This window comes from Pseudomonas sp. SWRI111, from assembly GCF_014268555.1.
GTDB classification, from domain to species: domain Bacteria; phylum Pseudomonadota; class Gammaproteobacteria; order Pseudomonadales; family Pseudomonadaceae; genus Aquipseudomonas; species Aquipseudomonas hamedanensis.
In genome coordinates this window covers 140,128-159,358 of sequence record NZ_JABWQQ010000003.1, presented here as the reverse complement: position 1 = coordinate 159,358, position 19,231 = coordinate 140,128, and the positions used below count along the sequence as shown (strand labels likewise).

Below are 19,231 nucleotides of genomic sequence, written 5' to 3'. Positions count from 1 at the left end.
CCTTGAAGCGATGGAGTAGCATGGCCACCTACCTCTTTGGGAGTTCGCCATGTCTTTAGCGGTGATTCAAATGGTCAGCCAGAGTGACGTGCTGGCCAATCTGGCTCAGGCCCGGCGCCTGCTTGAACAGGCGGCCGCTGGCGGGGCGAAGCTCGCGGTACTGCCGGAAAACTTCGCCGCCATGGGCCGTCGCGACGTCGCCGATATCGGCCGCGCCGAAGCCTTGGGCGAAGGGCCGATCCTGCCATGGTTGAAACAGACCGCCCGCGACCTCACCTTATGGATAGTCGCCGGCACATTGCCGTTGCCGCCGCTGGGGCAACCCACGGCCAAGGCCAATGCCTGCTCGCTGTTGATCAACGAACACGGCGAGATCGTCGCGCGCTATGACAAGCTGCATCTGTTCGACGTCGACGTGGCGGACAATCGCGGCCGTTACCGCGAATCCGATGACTATGCTTATGGCAGCAATGTAGTGGTGGCGGACACGCCGGTGGGTCGCGTCGGACTGACGGTGTGTTACGACTTGCGCTTCCCGGAGCTGTACAGCGAATTGCGTGCCGCCGGTGCCGAATTGATTACCGCACCGTCGGCGTTTACTGCCGTGACCGGCGCCGCGCATTGGGATGTGCTGATTCGCGCGCGTGCCATCGAGACTCAATGTTATGTGCTGGCGGCCGCACAGGGCGGAACCCACCCGGGACCGCGCGAAACCTTCGGTCATGCGGCAATTGTCGACCCGTGGGGGCGCGTGCTGGCCCAACAGGATCAAGGCGAAGCGGTGTTGTTGGCCGCTCGCGACAGCGATGAACAGGCGTCCATTCGGGCGCGCATGCCGGTGACGCGTCATCGGCGGTTTTTCTCGCAGGGCGCCCAGCGACCTGCTTCAGAACACGAATTTAAGGCGTAAACCTATGAGCGAGTTGTTGTCCTCAGTCAGTGATCATCTATTGGCGCCCGGTGGCGTGACGATCGAGAGCCTGCAAGGTGTGCTCGGCGATCTCGCCGGCCCTGGCATCGATGCCGCCGATCTGTATTTCCAGGGGCAGATTTCCGAATCGTGGTCGCTGGAAGACGGCATCGTCAAGGAAGGCAGCTTCAACCTTGACCAGGGCGTTGGCGTGCGCGCGCAGTCCGGTGAAAAAACCGGTTTTGCCTACAGCAACGCGATCACCCTCGAAGCCCTCGGCGCTGCGGCCCGCGCGGCGCGCTCGATCTCCCGCGCCGGGCAGAACGGCACCGTGCAGGCGTTCAGCACCCAGGATGTCGCGCAACTGTATGCGCCGGACAACCCGCTGGAAGTGCTGAGCCGGGCCGAAAAAGTCGAATTGCTCAAGCGCATCGACGTCGCCACGCGCGCGCTCGATCCGCGCATTCAACAAGTCAGCGTGAGCATGGCCGGTGTCTGGGAACGGATTCTGGTGGCATCTACCGACGGTGGCCTGGCCGCCGATGTGCGACCGCTGGTGCGTTTCAACGTCAGTGTCATCGTCGAGCAGAACGGCCGTCGCGAGCGTGGCGGACATGGCGGCGGCGGACGTACCGATTACCGTTATTTCCTCGCCGAGGACCGCGCGATGGGCTATGCCCGGGAAGCGTTGCGTCAGGCGCTGGTCAATCTGGAAGCGATCCCGGCGCCGGCCGGTACGCTGCCGGTGGTACTGGGTTCAGGCTGGTCCGGCGTGCTGCTGCACGAGGCGGTCGGTCACGGTCTGGAAGGCGATTTCAACCGCAAGGGCAGCTCCGCCTACAGCGGGCGCATGGGCGAAATGGTTGCCTCGAAACTCTGCACTATCGTTGATGATGGCACGTTGAGCGGGCGTCGCGGTTCGCTGAGTGTCGACGACGAAGGCACCCCGACCGAGTGCACCACGCTGATCGAAAACGGTGTGCTCAAGGGTTACATGCAGGACAAGCTCAATGCCCGTCTGATGGGGGTGGCGCGCACCGGTAACGGTCGCCGCGAATCCTACGCGCACCTGCCGATGCCACGGATGACAAACACTTACATGCTCGGCGGCGAAAGCGATCCGGCGGAAATCATTGCTTCGGTGAAGAAAGGCATCTACTGCGCCAATCTCGGCGGCGGTCAGGTCGACATCACCAGCGGCAAGTTCGTGTTCTCCACCAGCGAGGCCTACCTGATCGAGGACGGCAAAATCACCGCGCCGGTCAAAGGCGCGACGTTGATCGGCAACGGCCCCGAGGCGATGAGCCGGGTGTCGATGGTCGGTAATGATCTGGCGCTGGACAGCGGTGTGGGCACGTGCGGCAAGGATGGGCAGTCGGTGCCGGTGGGTGTCGGTCAGCCAACGCTGAAAATCGATGCGATCACCGTGGGTGGCACGGGCGCATAAGAGGACGTGGAGCTTCGGGTGGCGCGCAGGGCGGCCACCCGGTGGCGAATATCAACGCAGGCCGCGTTGTGTATCGTCCAGCTCGCGGATGTATTTGAAGATCTTGCGGCTGGAAGCAGGAGGTTTGTTTTGCGCAACCTCGTGCTGGGCCTGGCGGATCAGGGAGCGTAGCTGTTGACGGTCGGCGTCCGGGTACTCGACGACGAATTTCTCCAGCACGGCGTCATCGCCCGCGATCAGGCGGTCACGCCAGCGTTCCAGATTATGGAAACGCTCGTTGTACTGGCGAGTGGAGGCATCGAGTTGATCGAGCAACGTCAGAATCGCGTCCGTGTCCTGGTCGCGCATCAGTTTGCCGATGAACTGCAAATGCCGTTTACGCGCAATGTTCGCGGTGTGCTTGGGCGCATCGGCCAATGCCCGACGCAAAGCGTCGGTCAACGGCAGTTTTGCCTGCAAGTCGGGCTTGAGTGTGGTCAGGCGCTCGCCAAGGTCAACCAGAGCATGCAGCTCGCGTTTGACCTGAGATTTGCTTTTTTCTCCCGTATCGAGGGAGTCGTCGTAAGAATCAACCATGGTGGCAGTCCGCAAAGAAACGCCGCCATGATAACCAGTCGGGGGCCGCTTGTCCGGCCCGGTCGCTCGATGACCCCAGCCGAAAGCAGAATTTGAGTGGAGATGAGCATGAGTGCAGTTCAAAGCGTCGGCCCGCAGGCATTGCCGGCACTGCAGGAACAGGTCGAGCAGATCATCGCCGAAGCCAAGCGCCAGGGCGCCAGCGCCTGTGAAGTTGCGGTGTCGCTGGAGCAGGGCCTGTCGACTTCGGTGCGTCAGCGCGAGGTCGAAACGGTCGAATTCAACCGCGATCAGGGCTTTGGCATCACCTTGTACGTCGGCCAGCGCAAAGGCTCGGCGAGCACCTCGGCCACCGGGCCAGAGGCGATTCGTGAAACGGTCGCGGCGGCACTGGCGATCGCCAGGCACACCTCCGAGGACGAAGCGTCAGGCCTTGCCGATGCGGCATTGATGGCCAAAGACATCAAGGATTTCGACCTGTTCCACGAGTGGGATATCACCCCGGAGCAAGCCATCGAGAAGGCCTTGCTCTGCGAGGCGGCGGCTTTTGATGCCGATGCGCGGATCAAGAACGCCGACGGCACCACGCTCAGCACCCATCAGGGTTGCCGTGTTTATGGCAACAGCCACGGTTTCATCGGTGGTTACGCATCGACGCGGCACAGCCTCAGTTGCGTGATGATCGCCGAAGCCGACGGCCAGATGCAGCGTGATTACTGGTACGACGTCAGCCGTCAGGGCAGCTTGCTCGCCGATCCGGTGAGCATCGGCCAGCGTGCCGCGCAGCGAGCAGCGAGCCGTCTGGGCGCGCGCCCGGTGCCGACTTGCGAAGTGCCAGTGCTGTTTTCCGCTGAACTGGCGGGCGGTTTGTTCGGCAGTTTCCTGTCGGCAGTATCGGGCGGCAGCCTGTATCGCAAATCTTCATTTCTGGAAGGCTCGCTGGGGCAGAAGCTGTTCCCGGAATGGTTGACCATCGACGAACGCCCGCACCTGATGCGCGCCATGGGCAGCGCTTCCTATGACGGCGACGGCCTGGCGACCTATGCCAAACCGTTCGTCGAAAAAGGTGAGTTGGTGTCTTACATCCTGGGTACGTACTCCGGACGCAAACTGGGCATGCCGAGCACCGCCAACGCGGGCGGCGTGCACAACCTGTTCGTTACCCATGGCGATGAAGATCAGGCAGCGCTGTTGAAACGCATGGGCCGTGGATTGCTGGTCACCGAGTTGATGGGGCATGGCCTGAATATGGTCACCGGCGACTATTCGCGCGGGGCGGCGGGTTTTTGGGTCGAAAACGGCGAAATCCAGTTCGCGGTGCAGGAAGTGACCATCGCCGGCAACATGCGCGACATGTTCAAGCAGATTGTCGCGGTGGGGAATGATCTGGAACTGCGCAGCAACATCCGCACCGGTTCGGTGTTGATCGAGCGGATGACTGTCGCGGGCAGTTAAGCCCGGCCGTTACACAAATAAGGCGCGCCACCTCAACGGGTGGTGCGCCTTTTTTTATGCTTGCACAAACCTCCTGTGGGAGCGGGCTTGCTCGCGAATGCGGTCTTTCAGTCACAACATCTCTGGCTGACACACTGCATTCGCGAGCAAGCCCGCTCCCACAAGGTTGCGTGCATGCAGGCTTGTTTTGGTTCTCATTATCATATAATAATGAATCTCATCTCCGCACGAGTCCCGGATCATGAGTTCTGCCTTGCACGAGCAGCCCTACCTCGAAAGCTGGCGCTGGATGAGTCGCCAGATCCGTTGCGCATTGAATCCTGACGAGCCACGCCTGATCGAACACTACCTTGCCGAAGGGCGCTATTTGTCCTGTTGCACGGCAACCTCGCCCTGGACCGTCGCCGGAACTTCTTTCCGTCTGTTGCTCGATACCGCCACTGATGTGGCCTTGCCGTGGCACTGGCGCAGCCTCTGCCTCGATCAGGCCTGGCGGCCGTTGCGTGACATGGAGCGCTTGGCGCTTTGCCAATGCCGCCTCCAGCGCTGGCAGCGCTACACCTGGCAACTCGCAACATGCGAGTTGCAACCCTCGATCCCTCTTACTGAATTGCTGCAAGGACACTCGCATGACCAAGACACGTATTGAGCGCGACAGCATGGGCGAACTGCAGGTGCCGGTCGACGCGCTCTACGGCGCGCAAACCCAGCGCGCGGTGAATAACTTCCCGATCAGCGGCAAGCCGATGCCGCGCCAGTTCGTCCGCGCACTGATTCTGGCCAAAGCCGCTGCCGCTCGCGCCAACGTCGAGTTGAACCAGATCAGCGCGGCGCAAGGCAAAGCCATCAGCGATGCCGCGCAAGGACTGCTCGCAGGCAATTTCATGCAGCATTTCCCGGTGGATATTTTCCAGACCGGTTCCGGCACCAGCTCGAACATGAACGCCAATGAAGTGATCGCTACGCTGGCCAGCCGTCTGCTTGGCGAGTCGATCAATGCCAACGACCACGTCAACTGCGGCCAGAGCAGCAACGACATCATCCCGACCACCATCCATGTCAGCGCCGCGCTGGCCTTGCATGAACAATTACTGCCGGCGCTGCTGCATCTTGTGCAAGTCATTGAGCACAAGGCCGGGCAAGTGCATCACCACGTCAAGACCGGCCGCACGCATTTGATGGACGCGATGCCAGTGCGCATGAGTCAGGTGCTTAATGGCTGGGCGCAGCAGCTCAAGGCCAATATCGGTCATTTGCAGGATTTGTTGCCCAGCCTGCAATCGCTGGCGCAGGGCGGTACGGCGGTCGGCACCGGGGTCAATGCGCACCCTGAATTCGCGGCGCGTTTCAGCCGGCATTTGAGCCAACTGACCGACGTGCAATTTACCCCGGGCAAGGATCTGTTCGCGCTGATCGGCTCGCAGGACACCGCCGTCGCCGTTTCCGGTCAGCTCAAGGCCTGCGCCGTGACGCTGATGAAGATCGCCAACGACCTGCGCTGGATGAACTCCGGCCCGCTCGCCGGTCTCGGCGAAATCGAGCTCGAAGCCCTGCAACCCGGCTCGTCGATCATGCCGGGCAAGGTCAATCCGGTGATACCGGAAGCCACGGCCATGGTCGCTGCGCAGGTGATCGGCAACGATTCGGTGATCACCGTCGCCGGTCAGTCGGGCAACTTCGAACTCAATGTGATGCTGCCGATCATCGCCGACAACCTGCTGAGCAGCATTGAGCTGCTGGCCAATGCCAGCCGCCTGCTCGGTGACAAGGCCATCGCCAGCTTCAAAGTCAACGAGGCGCGCCTCAAGGAAGCGCTGTCGCGTAATCCGATTCTGGTGACTGCGCTCAATCCGATCATCGGCTACCAGAAAGCCGCCGAAATCGCCAAGCAGGCCTACAGGGAAGGTCGCGCGGTGATCGACGTCGCGCTGGAACACACCGACCTGTCACGCCGCCAGCTGGAAGAGTTGCTCAACCCCGAGAAACTCACCGCCGGCGGCGTGTAAATCCCGCAACCGCTTTGGAGATTCATCATGGAGCACTGGAAACGCACGATCGAACGGGCCAATCGCTGCTTCATGCTGGGCGAGTTGATCGATGCCCGCGAGGCTTACCTGCAAGCCCTGGCCCTGGCGCAAGTGTTGTTCGAACGCTGGGCGGACGCCGACGAAGCGGTGGCGGCCTGCGTCGTCTCTCATCACAACCTCGCCGATTTGCACCTGCGCCTGAATCAACCGGAGGAGAGCGCCGAGTATCTGTGCGCCATCCACCAACGGTTATTGCAGACCATGCAGGATGAACGCTTGCGCCCGGCCCTGCGTGAAGCGGCGTTGCGCCAGAGCAGCAAGACCTACGTCGAACTGCTGAATTTCATCAGCGAGCACGGCGAATACCCGCGCACCCAGCGTCTGCTGCACCCGGACACCGGCAATGCACGTCGCGCCTCAGCCCCTCACCACCATGGAGTCCATTGAAATGGCTTTTACCTTGCCTGCCTTGCCTTACGCCTACGATGCCCTCGAACCGCACATCGATGCGCAAACCATGGAAATCCACTACACCAAGCATCACCAGACCTACATCAACAACCTTAACGCCGCCGTGGAAGGCACCGAGTTTGCCGAGTGGCCAGTGGAAAAACTTGTCGCCAGTGTGCAGCAGTTGCCGGAAAAGCTTCGCGCAGCGGTGATCAATCAGGGCGGCGGTCACGCCAACCATTCGCTGTTCTGGGAAGTGATGGTGCCCAACGGCGGCGGCGAGCCCGACGGTGCTTTGGCCAAAGCCATTGATGAACAACTGGGCGGACTCGACCGTTTCAAGGAAGCGTTCACCAAAGCCGCGCTGACCCGTTTCGGCAGCGGCTGGGCCTGGCTCAGCGTGACCCCGGAGAAAAAGCTGATCGTGGAAAGCAGCGGCAATCAGGACAGTCCATTGATGAACGGCAACACGCCGATTCTCGGTCTCGATGTCTGGGAACACGCTTATTACCTGCGGTACCAGAATCGCCGTCCGGAATACATCAATGCGTTTTACAACGTGATCAATTGGCCTGAAGTCGCTGCGCGCTACCAGGCCGCACTGGCCTGAGTTTCCGATAACAACAATCCAAGGCTGACTATGGGCACTGAGACACTGGCGATCACAAGTGGGCGTATGTTTCGTTACGCCGTGGGATCGCTGTTGCTGTTGGCGGGCATGACCTTGCTGGTCGGGCACGGGCTGCAATGGCTGGATCTTGCGCCGAGACTGTCCAGAGCCTTGCAGGGTGGTGCGATCTGCGCCCTCGGCACGGCGCTCGGGGCGGTCCCGGTGCTGGTGATCCGGCGCATGCCGCAAGCGCTCAGCGACACCTTGCTGGGGTTCGGTGCCGGGGTCATGCTGGCGGCGACAGCGTTCTCGCTGATCGTGCCGGGCATCGCCGCTGCTGAAAGTCTGGGCCTGACTCCGTGGACGGCCAGCGGACTGATCTGTATCGGCATTTTGCTGGGGGCGCTCGGTCTGTACCTGGTTGATCGCAGACTGTCGGGGGCTTCGCCGCAAATGCTCATCGGCACGCTGGAGCATCCGGTGATTCCACCGCGGATCTGGCTGTTCGTGTTCGCCATCATCGCGCACAACATTCCGGAAGGCATGGCGGTCGGTGTGTCTGCTGGCGGCGGTATGCCGGAAGCGGACAGCCTGGCGATGGGTATCGCCTTGCAGGATGTGCCGGAGGGGTTGGTGATTGCGTTGGTGCTGGCCGGGGCGGGGATGTCGCGTGTCAGGGCATTCCTGATCGGCGCGGCGTCAGGTCTGGTCGAACCGGTGTTCGCAGTGTTGTGTGCCTGGCTGGTGAGTCTGGCGCAAGTGCTGTTGCCTCTGGGATTGGCACTGGCGGCGGGGGCGATGTTGCTGGTGGTCACTCACGAAGTCATCCCGGAGTCGCGCCGTCATGGTCATGACAGGCTGGCGAGTCTCGGTTTGTTGATCGGGTTTTGTCTGATGATGGTCATGGATACGGCGTTGGGTTGAGCTGTGGTGTGGGAGCTTGCTCCCGCCGGGCTGCGAAGCGGCCCCGCTGGATTTTTTCCAGCTGCACCGCACTGACGACTGCTGCGCAGCCGAGCGGGAGCAAGCTCCCTCGCCACAGGGTCACTCGCCTTCGTCGAAGTAGTTGTTGATCAGCTCTACCAAGGCGTCCATGGCTTCCTGGGCTTGCTCGCCCTCGGTGCTCAAATGGATTTTGGTGCCCTTGCCCGCCGCCAGCATCATCATTGCCATAATGCTTTTACCGTCCACTGTGCTCTCGGGCGTGCGGCCCACTCTTATCGTCGTGTTCGGAAATTTGCCGGCAACGCCGACGAACTTGGCCGACGCTCGGGCGTGCAGCCCCAATTTGTTGATGATTTCGATTTCACGAGCAGGCATCGCGGTGTGAATCCTTTAGGTGAGGTCGCGGTGGCGAACCTGGACGTTCTTCAAGGTTTTTTGCAGGGCCTGACCCAGGCGTTCGGTCAGGTAGACAGAGCGGTGGTGCCCGCCGGTGCAGCCAATAGCAACGGTGACGTAGGCGCGATTGCTCGCGGCGAAACGCGGCAGCCACTTGTGCAGGTAGGCGAAGATGTCCTGATACATTTCCTCGACATCCGGCTGTTCCGCCAGGTACTCGGCCACCGGCGCGTCGAGACCGGACTGCTCGCGCAGCTCCGGTTTCCAGTACGGGTTGGGCAGGCAGCGCACATCAAAGACCAGGTCGGCGTCGACCGGCATGCCGCGCTTGAAGCCAAACGACTCGACCAGAAACGCCGTACCCGGCTCCGGCTGGTTCAGCAGACGCAACTTGATGGTGTCGCGCAACTGATAGAGGTTCAGATGCGTGGTGTTGATCTTCAAGTCAGCCAGATCGGCAATCGGGCCGAGCAGGGCGCTTTCATCCTTGATCGCCTCGGCCAGCGAACGGTCGGCGTTGCTCAGCGGGTGACGACGGCGCGTTTCGGAGAAACGCTTGAGCAGGGTTTCTTCGTCGGCATCCAGATACAGCACATCGCACTGAATGTGCTTGCTCCGGGCATCTTCGAGCAGTTCAGGGAAGCGCGACAGGTGGCTCGGCAGGTTGCGCGCATCGATCGATACGGCCACCAGCGGCTGTGCCAGTTCGGTGTGGATCAGCGCGCGTTCGGCCAGTTCCGGCAGCAGGCCAGCCGGCAGGTTATCAATGCAGTAATAGCCGTTGTCCTCGAGGACATTCAGGGCGGTACTTTTACCCGAGCCCGAACGGCCGCTGACGATGATCAAACGCATGATTAGTGCCCGTTCTGCTCGTCCAGGACGACCTGGTACAGCGCTTCGTTGCTTGGCGCGCTGCGCAGTCTGTCGCGCACTTCCTTGCGATCGAGCATGCTGGCGATCTGGCGCAGCAATTCCAGGTGTGCATCGGTCGCAGCTTCCGGTACCAGCAACACGAACAGCAGGTCCACCGGGGCGCCATCGATGGCGTCGAAATCAATCGGGGCTTCAAGGTGCATCAGCGCGCTGATCGGCGACTGGCAACCCTTGAGGCGGCAGTGGGGAATGGCGATGCCGTTGCCAAAACCGGTGGAGCCGAGTTTTTCACGGGCAACCAGGGCCTCGAAGACATCCTGCATCGCCAGATCCGGCACTTCGCGGTGGATCAGGTTGGCAATCTGTTCGAGGGCTTTTTTCTTGCTGCCGCCCGGCGCGCTCACTTGGGAGCGGCCGGGGGTCAGGATGGTTTCAAGTCGGATCATGGGATAGGGGGGTTAACGACCGGTAGCGCCCTGGAGGAGGCTCTGGGTCTTTTCCTTATGCTTTTTGAGTTGGCGATCCAGCTTGTCGGTCAGCAGGTCAATCGCGGCATACATGTCTGTGTGCTCTGCGTTGGCAACTACTTCTCCGCCGGGTATATGCAGTGTGGCTTCGATCTTCTGCAGCAGTTTTTCGACGCACATCGTGACTTGCACGTTGGTGATTTTGTCGAAATGCCTCTCCAGTCGGTCAAGTTTCTCACCGATGTAGGTGCGCAGGGGGTCGGTCACTTCCAGTTGGTGTCCACTGATGTTGACTTGCATACAGCTTCTCCTTCGTTGCCAGTGCATAAAGCGGCAGGCCGAAAAGCCTGCCACTGGAACGCTGTAACGTGGCTTACATCAACCGTTTGCGCTCGCTCGAAGGCGCGATCCCGAGGGATTCGCGGTACTTGGCGACCGTGCGGCGAGCCACCTGAATGCCTTGTGCCTCCAGTAAACCAGCGATCTTGCTGTCGCTCAACGGCTTTTTCTGATTTTCCGCGGCAACCAGTTTTTTAATGATCGCGCGGATCGCCGTGGACGAGCATTCGCCGCCTTCGGAGGTGCTGACGTGGCTGGAGAAAAAGTATTTCAGTTCATAAATACCGCGTGGGGTATGCATGAATTTCTGCGTGGTCACCCGGGAAATCGTCGATTCATGCATGCCTACGGCTTCGGCGATGTCATGCAGGACCAGCGGCTTCATCGCTTCGTCGCCATATTCCAGGAAGCCGCGTTGGTGCTCGACAATCTGCGTGGCCACTTTCATCAGGGTTTCGTTGCGGCTTTGCAGGCTCTTGATGAACCAGCGCGCTTCCTGCAACTGATTGCGCATGAAGGTGTTGTCGGCGCTGGTGTCGGCGCGCTTGACGAAGCCGGCGTACTGGGCGTTGACCCGCAGACGCGGTACGGATTCCTGATTCAGCTCGACCAGCCAGCGTTCGTTGTCCTTGCGCACGATAACATCGGGGATGACGTACTCGGCTTCGGTGGACTCGATCTGCGAGCCCGGACGCGGATTAAGGCTCTGCACCAGTTCGATGACCTGGCGCAGCTCATCTTCCTTGAGCTTCATGCGGCGCATCAACTGGCTGTAATCGCGGCTGCCCAGCAGGTCGATGTAATCGGTGACCAGACGTTTGGCCTCGGCCAGCCACGGCGTCCGGGCCGGCAACTGACGCAGCTGCAGCAGCAGGCACTCGCTGAGGTTGCGGGCGCCGATGCCGGCGGGTTCGAACTGCTGGATGCGGTGCAGGACGGCTTCGATTTCGTCCAGCTCGATGTCCAGTTCCGGGTCGAATGCTTCAAGGATCTCGTCGAGGGTTTCGTCGAGATAGCCCTGATTGTTGATGCAATCGATCAGCGTCACGGCGATCAGCCGGTCGGTGTCGGACATCGGCGCGAGATTCAGTTGCCACAGCAGATGGCTTTGCAGGCTTTCGCCAACCGATGTGCGGGTGGTGAAATCCCACTCGTCGTCATCGCTGCTGGGCAGGCTGCTGGCGCTGGTCTGGTAGACGTCTTCCCAGGCGGTATCGACCGGAAGTTCGTTAGGGATGCGCTCGTTCCATTCGCCTTCCTCGAGGTTATCCACCGTCGGGGCGGCTTCCTGGTAGGACGGTTCCTGAATTTCGGCGGGCTTTTGTTCGGTGCTGTCGGCCAGCGGGTCGGAATTGTCGAAGTCGTCGCCTTCTTCCTGGCGTTCGAGCATCGGATTGGATTCCAGGGCCTCCTGGATTTCCTGTTGCAGATCCAGGGTGGACAATTGGAGCAGGCGGATGGCCTGTTGCAGCTGCGGTGTCATCGTCAGCTGCTGGCCCATTCTCAAGACTAGCGATGGTTTCATGGCAGGGGCTTAACACCTTATTCGCCGGCGCTATGCGCCATCCACTACAGGGCGCCGGAGCGCCAAACTTAAGCAAATTATATGCCTGAAACTGAAGTGTTTGCCTAGAGCGCTGTAACAATTAAAGCGTATTAAATCCTGCTTGAATCGATACGGCGCCCGGGCGGCTCACCCGGCACTGTCGCTTACAGGCGGAATTCGTGACCCAGATACACTTCCTTGACCAGATCGTTGGCCAGAATGGTTTGCGCATCGCCTTCAGCGATCAGTTGGCCATCGTTGACGATATAGGCGGTTTCGCAGATATCGAGGGTCTCGCGGACGTTGTGGTCGGTGATCAGCACACCGATGCCCTTGGCCTTGAGATGGTGAATGATCTGCTTGATGTCGCCGACCGAGATCGGGTCGACACCGGCGAACGGTTCGTCGAGCAGGATAAATTTCGGCGCGGTGGCCAGGGCGCGTGCGATTTCCACCCGGCGACGCTCACCACCGGACAGGCTCATGCCGAGGTTGTCGCGAATGTGGCTGATGTGGAATTCCTGCAGCAGGCTTTCCAGCTCCTTGCGACGGCCGGCCTTGTCGAGTTCCTGACGGGTCTCGAGAATCGCCATGATGTTGTCGGCCACCGACAGTTTGCGGAAGATCGACGCTTCTTGCGGCAGATAGCCGATACCGGCCTTGGCGCGACCGTGCATTGGCTGGTGACTGACGTCCAGATCATCGATCAGCACGCGGCCCTGATCGGCCTGCACCAGGCCGACGATCATGTAAAAGCATGTCGTCTTGCCGGCGCCGTTCGGACCGAGCAAGCCGACGATCTGGCCGCTGTCGATCGACAGACTGACGTCACGCACGACCTGACGGCTTTTATAGGCCTTGGCCAGGTGCTGAGCTTTCAGAGTTGCCATTACTGGGTTTTCTCGTCGGTTTTCTTCTTCGGCTGGATCACCATGTCGATGCGCGGACGCGCTTCGGTGACTTTGCTGCCCGTGGCGCGACCGGCGCTGGCGAGTTTCTTCACGGTGTCGTAGACGATTTTCTCGCCCTGAGTAACGTTGCCGTCCTTGTCGACGACCTTGGCCTTGTCGATCAGCACGACGCGGTTTTGCTGGGCGTGGTACTGAATCGTCACGCCGTAGCCTTGTACCGGTTTGGTGTCGCCCTGGGTTTGCAACTGTTCGAAGTAAGCCAGGTTGCCCACGGAGGTCACAACGTCGATGTCGCCATTCGGCGCGCGAGTCATGGTCACCGTGTTGCCTTTGACGATCATCGAACCCTGAGTAATGATCACGTCACCTTTATAGGTGGCAATGCCATTCTTGTCGTCCAGTTGGGCGTCGTCGGCCTGAATGCGGATCGGTTGCTGCTGATCGTTCGGCAGGGACCAGGCGCTCACGCTTCCCAGTGCTGCGCCCAGACTGAGCAAAATAGGGAGGGTTTTAACGAGCCTCATACTGTCCTCTTACGTTCGATTGCAGGTGTATCCTGCTTTCCTTCAGGTACGCTTTCATTCCGACGCCAGTCGATACACCGCCAGCGCCCTCGATTCTAACGGGTTGCGCGGTCTGCGCATATTCTTGCTGCGGGAACACGGTCATGCGGGTGCTGGTGATCAGGGTGCCGCGATTTTTCTCATCGGTACGCTGTACGCGCACCGAGTCGATCAATTCCACTTCGGTACCGCCCGAATTCACTTCGCCGCGCTCACTGGTCACGTGCCATGGGAAGTCGGTGCCGCGATACATGTTCAAGTCCGGTCTGGTGACCAGAGTGACGTCGGTGGCCTTGACGTGCTCGGCCTTGTCGGAGGTCATCTCGTACTGCACTTTGCCGTCCGGCAGATACTGAATGGTGTGCGTGTTGGTCGCGTACCAGTCGATTGGATTTTCGGCGGTCGACACCGGCGGCTTGTCGAGAAAGCGCTCCGGGCTGATATTCCAATAGCCGACCGCAGCGAAGATCGCAGCGATGCAGCCGAACAGCAGGAAGTTGCGAAACTTTTTGCTAAACATGGTCAGGCTCACAGGTACGCGGCGTTGGCCGCATCGAGGCGGCCCTGGGCGCGCAGGATCAATTCGCAGAACTCGCGGGCGGCACCTTCGCCGCCGCGGGCGCGGGTCACGCCGTGGGCATGTTCGCGGACGAAATCGGCAGCGTTGGCAACGGCCATGCCCAGGCCCACGCGGCGGATCACCGGCAGGTCAGGCAGATCGTCACCGAGGTAGGCGACCTGTTCATAGCTTAGGCCCAGTTGCGCCAGCAGGCCGTCGAGAACGACCAGTTTGTCCTCGCGCCCCTGAAACAGATGAGGGATACCGAGGTTTTTTGCGCGGCGCTCGACCACCGGGGTTTTGCGGCCACTGATGATAGCCGTCTGCACGCCGGCATTCATCAGCATTTTGATGCCCTGGCCGTCGAGGGTGTTGAACGTCTTGAACTCGCTGCCGTCTTCGAGGAAATACAAACGTCCGTCGGTAAGGACGCCATCGACGTCGAAGACTGCCAGTTTGATCGCTTTGCCGCGTTGCAGCAGATCGTTGCTCATTACATGACTCCTGCGCGCAGCAGATCGGAGAGGTTGAAGGCGCCGATCGGGCGATCCTCCTCGTCGACGACTACCAGGGCGTTGATTCGATGGTCTTCCATGATTTTCAGGGCTTCGGCGGCGAGCATCTCGGGCCGGGCGGTCTTGCCGTGCGCGGTCATCACCTGGTCAATGGTGGCGCTGCGGATATCGATGGCGCGATCCAGGGTGCGACGCAAGTCGCCGTCGGTGAAGATCCCGGCGAGCTTGCCGTCGGCTTCAAGGATGACGGTCATGCCGAGGCCCTTGCGGGTCATCTCCATCAGCGCGTCCTTGAGCAAAGTGCCGCGTTGCACTTGCGGCAGCTCCTGTCCGGCGTGCATGACGTTTTCCACTTTCAGCAGCAGACGACGCCCAAGCGCTCCGCCCGGATGAGAGAAGGCGAAGTCTTCAGCGGTAAAGCCGCGCGCCTCCAGCAGCGCAACCGCGAGGGCATCGCCCATGACCAGCGCTGCCGTCGTCGAAGAGGTCGGCGCCAGGTTCAGCGGGCAGGCTTCGTGCTCGACGTGGACGTTGAGATTGACCTCGGCGGCCTTCGCCAGCGGCGACTGCGGGTTGCCGGTGAGGCTGATCAACTGGATGCCCAGGCGTTTGATCAGGGGCAGCAAGGTCACGATTTCATTGGTCGAGCCGGAGTTCGACAGGGCCAGGATCACGTCGTCGCGAGTGATCATGCCCATGTCGCCGTGGCTGGCTTCGGCCGGGTGCACGAAAAACGCCGGGGTGCCGGTGCTGGCCAGGGTGGCGGCAATCTTGTTGCCGATGTGCCCCGATTTGCCCATGCCGACCACGACCACACGCCCCTTGCTGGCCAGAATCATCTCGCAGGCGCGCACGAAATCGGCGTCGATATGGGGCATCAAGCCTTGGACGGCTTCCACTTCGAGGCGGATGGTGCGTTGTGCCGATTGAATCAGGTCGCGGGTTTTGCTCATGTCAGGAATCGTTTAGCCCGATGAAAAGGCGGCGATTATAGCGGTTTAGTTGCAAAGCCTCACGCAAGTTCGTCGTGCTTTGTCATTACTCGTTACCAAAACCCTCTAAAAGTAGCGGCGACCCTCTCATGTCGCTGATCTGCGAGGGGTTCAGGCTTGGGCGCTTGGCCTTTGCAGTGATATAGTTCGCCGCCAGTTCGGCCTGCCCGGGATGTAGGTGCTTTCCACTGAAAGCCTGGCATCCAAGTGAGAGGCTGCATCGCAAGGAGTTTAGATGAGTGCCGATAACGCCTACGCGGTCGAGCTGAAGGGAGTTTCCTTCAAGCGCGGTGCGCGCAGCATTTTCAATAACGTCGATATTCGCATCCCGCGCGGCAAAGTCACCGGCATCATGGGGCCTTCCGGGTGTGGCAAGACCACGCTGTTGCGCATGATGGGCGCGCAGTTGCGCCCGTCCAGCGGCGAAGTCTGGGTCAACGGCCAGAACCTGCCGACGCTGTCGCGCAGTGATCTGTTCGATGCGCGCAAGCACATGGGCGTGCTGTTTCAGAGCGGCGCGCTGTTTACCGATCTCGATGTCTTCGAGAACGTGGCGTTCCCCCTGCGTGTGCATACCCAACTGCCGGAAGACATGATTCGCGACATCGTTCTGCTCAAGTTGCAGGCGGTGGGTTTGCGTGGCGCCATCGATTTGATGCCCGATGAACTGTCCGGCGGTATGAAGCGCCGTGTGGCACTGGCGCGTGCCATCGCGCTGGACCCGCAGATTCTCATGTACGACGAGCCCTTTGTCGGCCAGGACCCCATCGCCATGGGCGTGCTGGTGCGCCTGATCCGTCTGCTCAACGATGCGCTGGGGATTACCAGTATCGTGGTCTCCCACGACCTGGCAGAAACCGCGAGCATCGCCGACTACATCTATGTCGTGGGCGACGGCCAGGTGCTGGGGCAGGGCACGCCGGACGAGTTGATGAACTCGCAAGAGCCGCGCATTCGTCAGTTCATGACCGGCGACCCCGATGGCCCGGTGCCGTATCACTTTCCAGCGACGGATTACCGCGCAGATCTTCTGGGGAAGCGCTGATGCGCAGAATTTCATTGATAGAACGCGTGCGCCGGTTTGGCGAAGCGGCGATCGACGCCGTTGCGGTGTTTGGTCGTGCGACCTTGTTCCTGTTTCATGCCTTGCTGGGTCGCGGCGGCATCAGCGGCGGTTTTGGCCTGCTGGTCAAGCAGCTGCATTCGGTAGGCGTCATGTCGCTGGTGATCATCGTGGTCTCCGGCATCTTTATCGGCATGGTCCTGGCCCTGCAGGGCTTCAGTATTTTGTCGAGCTATGGTTCCGAGCAGGCGGTGGGGCAGATGGTCGCCCTGACGCTGTTGCGCGAGCTGGGTCCGGTGGTCACAGCGTTGCTGTTTGCCGGGCGCGCCGGTTCGGCGCTGACAGCCGAAATTGGCAACATGAAGTCCACCGAGCAGTTGTCCAGCCTGGAAATGATCGGTGTCGATCCGCTCAAGTACATCATCGCCCCGCGGCTGTGGGCCGGTTTCATTTCCCTGCCAGTGCTGGCGATGATCTTCAGTGTGGTGGGCATCTGGGGCGGTTCGTGGGTGGCCGTCGACTGGCTGGGCGTGTATGAAGGCTCCTACTGGGCGAACATGCAGAACAGCGTGAACTTCGTCGACGACGTGCTCAACGGCGTGATCAAAAGCATCGTTTTCGCCTTTGTCGTGACCTGGATCGCCGTATTTCAAGGCTATGACTGTGAGCCCACTTCCGAGGGGATCAGTCGTGCCACTACCAAGACCGTGGTGTTTGCCTCGCTGGCAGTGCTCGGCCTGGACTTTATTCTGACCGCTTTGATGTTTGGAGATTTCTGATGCAAAACCGCACCCTGGAAATCGGTGTCGGCCTGTTCCTGCTGGCAGGGATCCTGGCTTTGCTGCTGCTCGCCTTGCGGGTCAGTGGCCTGTCTGCGACTTCGTCCACCGACACTTATAAACTGTATGCCTATTTCGACAATATCGCCGGTTTGACGGTCAGAGCCAAAGTGACCATGGCCGGTGTGACCATCGGCAAGGTCACGGCGATCGATCTGGATCGCGACAGCTTTACCGGTCGGGTCACCCTGCAAGTGGATAAAAAGGTCGACAACCTGCCGGTTGATTCCACAGCGTCTATCCTGACCGCGGGTCTGCTGGGCGAGAAGTACATCGGTATCAGTGTCGGCGGCGAAGACACTCAGTTGAAGGATGGCGGAACCATCCACGACACGCAGTCGTCACTGGTACTGGAAGACCTGATCGGTAAATTCCTGCTCAATACCGTTAGCAAAGACGCCAAATGAGGAGCTTTTGAATGATCTCTATCTTGCGACGTGGCCTGTTGGTGTTGCTCGCGGCACTGCCGTTGATGGCTAACGCTGCGCCGGGACAATCGGCACATGATCTGATTCAGGACACGACGAACCGGATGCTTGCCGATTTGCAGGCCAACAAAGAGAAATACAAGCAGGATCCACAGGACTTCTACACCGCGCTGAACAACATCGTCGGCCCTGTGGTAGATGCCGAAGGCATTTCCAAGAGCATCATGACCGTGAAGTATTCGCGCAAGGCGACGCCCGAGCAGATGCAGCGCTTTCAGGAAAACTTCAAGCGTGGCCTGTTCCAGTTCTACGGCAACGCGCTGCTTGAGTACAACAACCAGGGCATCACCGTCGATCCTGCCAAGGACGAGTCGGGCGATCGGACCAGCGTCAACATGACCGTCAAGGGCAGCAATGGCGCGATCTATCCAGTGCAATACACGCTGGAGAAGATCGGCGGCGAGTGGAAACTGCGCAACGTGATCATCAATGGCATCAACATTGGCAAGCTGTTCCGTGATCAGTTTGCCGACGCGATGCAGCGCAATGGCAACGACCTCGACAAGACGATCAACGGTTGGGCCGGTGAAGTGGCCAAGGCCAAGCAGGAAACCGACAAAGCTGCTGCGAAGCCAGCGCAATGAGTGAGGCGGCAGTGCGTATGAGTGATGTCGACGAGCTTGTGCTCAGTGGCGTGCTGGATTATCGCACCGGCCCCGACTTGCGCAAGCAAGGGCAGGCGTTGATCAAGTCCAGCAAGGCGACGGCGCTGGTGATCGATTGCTCGGCAGTGAAGAAGTCCAGCAGCGTCGGCCTGTCGTTGCTGCTGTGCTTCATGCGCGATGCACAGGCGGCCGGCAAAGCTGTCAGCATCCGCGCAATGCCGGAAGACATGCGCGAAATCGCTCAGGTCAGTGAGCTGACCGAACTGTTGGCGCACCCCTGAACGCACATCTATTAAAAGCCCCCCGTCAGAGTCCTGCGTTGCGGGGTTCGCAGGCGCGGGGCTTTTTTGTATGATGTCCGACCCGTGCGCACAGGGCGCCGATTGAGGTTGAGCATGCAGGCCAACGAAGTAAAGAGCTTCCTTGAAGAAAAGCTGGCAGACGGCTTTCCACAAGTGCAGGTTGAAGTTGAAGGCGAAGGCTGCAACTTTCAGCTGAACGTGATTAGCGATGAACTGGCGGCGTTGAGCCCGGTCAAGCGTCAGCAGAGCATCTATGCCCATTTGAACCCATGGATCGCTGATGGCAGCATCCATGCGGTCACTATGAAATTTTTCAGCCGCGCGGCCTGGGCCGAGCGCACCTGAGCCCTAGG

The 19,231-nt window shown here is 60.4% G+C and carries 25 protein-coding genes; 14 read left to right on the top strand and 11 right to left on the bottom strand.

Annotated elements, in window-relative coordinates; translation table 11 throughout:
- Positions 1–49 precede the first annotated feature (49 nt).
- Entirely contained in the window at positions 50–910 is an 861-nt protein-coding gene (locus HU755_RS06275) for a carbon-nitrogen hydrolase family protein (protein WP_186630955.1), read from the top strand.
- A 4-nt stretch (positions 911–914) separates the two neighbouring features.
- Positions 915–2,357 carry a metalloprotease TldD gene (gene tldD, locus HU755_RS06270; protein WP_007961588.1) on the top strand — a complete coding sequence of 481 codons (1,443 nt, stop codon included), beginning with the start codon at positions 915–917 and terminating at the stop codon, positions 2,355–2,357.
- A gap of 51 nt (positions 2,358–2,408) precedes the next feature.
- Here the strand turns inward: tldD and yjgA are convergent, their stop codons facing one another.
- Positions 2,409–2,933 (bottom strand): ribosome biogenesis factor YjgA, encoded by a 525-nt coding sequence (gene yjgA / locus HU755_RS06265; RefSeq protein ID WP_025109468.1) that lies wholly within the window; start codon positions 2,931–2,933, stop codon positions 2,409–2,411.
- Between the two features lie 102 nt (positions 2,934–3,035).
- Here yjgA and pmbA point away from each other — a divergent pair, with 102 nt between their 5' ends.
- The 6 genes from pmbA (at position 3,036) to HU755_RS06235 (ending at position 8,399) form a co-directional block, all read left to right on the top strand.
- Positions 3,036–4,388, top strand: a complete 1,353-nt coding sequence (gene pmbA / locus HU755_RS06260) for a metalloprotease PmbA (RefSeq protein ID WP_186630954.1) — start codon at positions 3,036–3,038, stop codon at positions 4,386–4,388.
- Positions 4,389–4,629: 241 nt separating this feature from the next.
- Positions 4,630–5,037 (top strand): FagA protein, encoded by a 408-nt coding sequence (locus tag HU755_RS06255; RefSeq protein WP_186630953.1) that lies wholly within the window; start codon positions 4,630–4,632, stop codon positions 5,035–5,037.
- A complete protein-coding gene (locus HU755_RS06250; RefSeq protein WP_186630952.1) occupies positions 5,018–6,394 on the top strand; it encodes a lyase family protein in 1,377 nt (458 codons plus the stop codon). Before HU755_RS06255 ends, HU755_RS06250 begins: the two co-directional genes overlap by 20 nt.
- 27 nt (positions 6,395–6,421) lie before the next feature.
- Positions 6,422–6,862, top strand: coding sequence for a hypothetical protein (locus HU755_RS06245; RefSeq protein WP_186630951.1), 441 nt, complete (start codon positions 6,422–6,424; stop codon positions 6,860–6,862).
- Between the two features lies 1 nt (position 6,863).
- On the top strand, positions 6,864–7,475 hold the full coding sequence (locus HU755_RS06240) for a superoxide dismutase (RefSeq protein WP_186630950.1): 612 nt from the start codon (positions 6,864–6,866) through the stop codon (positions 7,473–7,475).
- 30 nt (positions 7,476–7,505) lie between these two features.
- The gene (locus tag HU755_RS06235) at positions 7,506–8,399 is read left to right on the top strand and encodes a ZIP family metal transporter (RefSeq protein ID WP_186630949.1); all 894 of its coding nucleotides are present in this window, start codon (positions 7,506–7,508) and stop codon (positions 8,397–8,399) included.
- Positions 8,400–8,519: 120 nt separating this feature from the next.
- On the opposite strand, the gene HU755_RS06230 is transcribed toward HU755_RS06235, so the two are convergent.
- From HU755_RS06230 to HU755_RS06185, 10 genes are all read right to left on the bottom strand, one after another.
- The gene (locus HU755_RS06230) at positions 8,520–8,795 is read right to left on the bottom strand and encodes an HPr family phosphocarrier protein (RefSeq protein WP_186630948.1); all 276 of its coding nucleotides are present in this window, start codon (positions 8,793–8,795) and stop codon (positions 8,520–8,522) included.
- 15 nt (positions 8,796–8,810) lie between these two features.
- Entirely contained in the window at positions 8,811–9,668 is an 858-nt protein-coding gene (gene rapZ / locus HU755_RS06225) for an RNase adapter RapZ (RefSeq protein ID WP_186547265.1), read from the bottom strand.
- A 2-nt stretch (positions 9,669–9,670) separates the two neighbouring features.
- A complete protein-coding gene (gene ptsN, locus HU755_RS06220; RefSeq protein WP_186630947.1) occupies positions 9,671–10,135 on the bottom strand; it encodes a PTS IIA-like nitrogen regulatory protein PtsN in 465 nt (154 codons plus the stop codon).
- 12 nt (positions 10,136–10,147) lie between these two features.
- Positions 10,148–10,456 carry a ribosome-associated translation inhibitor RaiA gene (gene raiA / locus HU755_RS06215; protein WP_186618687.1) on the bottom strand — a complete coding sequence of 103 codons (309 nt, stop codon included), beginning with the start codon at positions 10,454–10,456 and terminating at the stop codon, positions 10,148–10,150.
- A gap of 73 nt (positions 10,457–10,529) precedes the next feature.
- On the bottom strand, positions 10,530–12,020 hold the full coding sequence (locus HU755_RS06210; protein WP_186630946.1) for an RNA polymerase factor sigma-54: 1,491 nt from the start codon (positions 12,018–12,020) through the stop codon (positions 10,530–10,532).
- A 185-nt stretch (positions 12,021–12,205) separates the two neighbouring features.
- Positions 12,206–12,931 carry an LPS export ABC transporter ATP-binding protein gene (gene lptB, locus HU755_RS06205; RefSeq protein ID WP_186547262.1) on the bottom strand — a complete coding sequence of 242 codons (726 nt, stop codon included), beginning with the start codon at positions 12,929–12,931 and terminating at the stop codon, positions 12,206–12,208.
- Entirely contained in the window at positions 12,931–13,476 is a 546-nt protein-coding gene (lptA, locus tag HU755_RS06200; RefSeq protein WP_186618689.1) for a lipopolysaccharide transport periplasmic protein LptA, read from the bottom strand. The genes lptB and lptA overlap by 1 nt, the downstream gene beginning before the upstream one ends.
- Positions 13,463–14,035: an LPS export ABC transporter periplasmic protein LptC gene (lptC, locus tag HU755_RS06195; protein WP_186631019.1), complete on the bottom strand. Its 573-nt coding sequence runs from the start codon at positions 14,033–14,035 to the stop codon at positions 13,463–13,465. The genes lptA and lptC overlap by 14 nt, the downstream gene beginning before the upstream one ends.
- A gap of 8 nt (positions 14,036–14,043) precedes the next feature.
- Positions 14,044–14,568, bottom strand: a complete 525-nt coding sequence (locus HU755_RS06190; RefSeq protein WP_186547259.1) for an HAD family hydrolase — start codon at positions 14,566–14,568, stop codon at positions 14,044–14,046.
- Positions 14,568–15,542 (bottom strand): KpsF/GutQ family sugar-phosphate isomerase, encoded by a 975-nt coding sequence (locus HU755_RS06185; RefSeq protein ID WP_186618692.1) that lies wholly within the window; start codon positions 15,540–15,542, stop codon positions 14,568–14,570. Before HU755_RS06185 ends, HU755_RS06190 begins: the two co-directional genes overlap by 1 nt.
- A gap of 274 nt (positions 15,543–15,816) precedes the next feature.
- On the opposite strand from HU755_RS06185, the gene HU755_RS06180 reads away from it, so the two are divergent.
- The 6 genes from HU755_RS06180 (at position 15,817) to HU755_RS06155 (ending at position 19,223) form a co-directional block, all read left to right on the top strand.
- The gene (locus tag HU755_RS06180) at positions 15,817–16,626 is read left to right on the top strand and encodes an ATP-binding cassette domain-containing protein (RefSeq protein WP_186547257.1); all 810 of its coding nucleotides are present in this window, start codon (positions 15,817–15,819) and stop codon (positions 16,624–16,626) included.
- The gene (mlaE, locus tag HU755_RS06175) at positions 16,626–17,423 is read left to right on the top strand and encodes a lipid asymmetry maintenance ABC transporter permease subunit MlaE (protein WP_186547256.1); all 798 of its coding nucleotides are present in this window, start codon (positions 16,626–16,628) and stop codon (positions 17,421–17,423) included. Before HU755_RS06180 ends, mlaE begins: the two co-directional genes overlap by 1 nt.
- A complete protein-coding gene (gene mlaD, locus HU755_RS06170; RefSeq protein ID WP_186547255.1) occupies positions 17,423–17,890 on the top strand; it encodes an outer membrane lipid asymmetry maintenance protein MlaD in 468 nt (155 codons plus the stop codon). Before mlaE ends, mlaD begins: the two co-directional genes overlap by 1 nt.
- Before the next feature lie 11 nt (positions 17,891–17,901).
- Positions 17,902–18,555, top strand: coding sequence for a phospholipid-binding protein MlaC (locus tag HU755_RS06165; protein ID WP_186547254.1), 654 nt, complete (start codon positions 17,902–17,904; stop codon positions 18,553–18,555).
- Positions 18,552–18,857: a lipid asymmetry maintenance protein MlaB gene (locus HU755_RS06160; protein ID WP_186630945.1), complete on the top strand. Its 306-nt coding sequence runs from the start codon at positions 18,552–18,554 to the stop codon at positions 18,855–18,857. The genes HU755_RS06165 and HU755_RS06160 overlap by 4 nt, the downstream gene beginning before the upstream one ends.
- A gap of 114 nt (positions 18,858–18,971) precedes the next feature.
- Complete coding sequence (locus tag HU755_RS06155) at positions 18,972–19,223, top strand: BolA family protein (RefSeq protein WP_186618694.1); 252 nt, start codon at positions 18,972–18,974, stop codon at positions 19,221–19,223.
- Positions 19,224–19,231 lie beyond the last annotated feature (8 nt).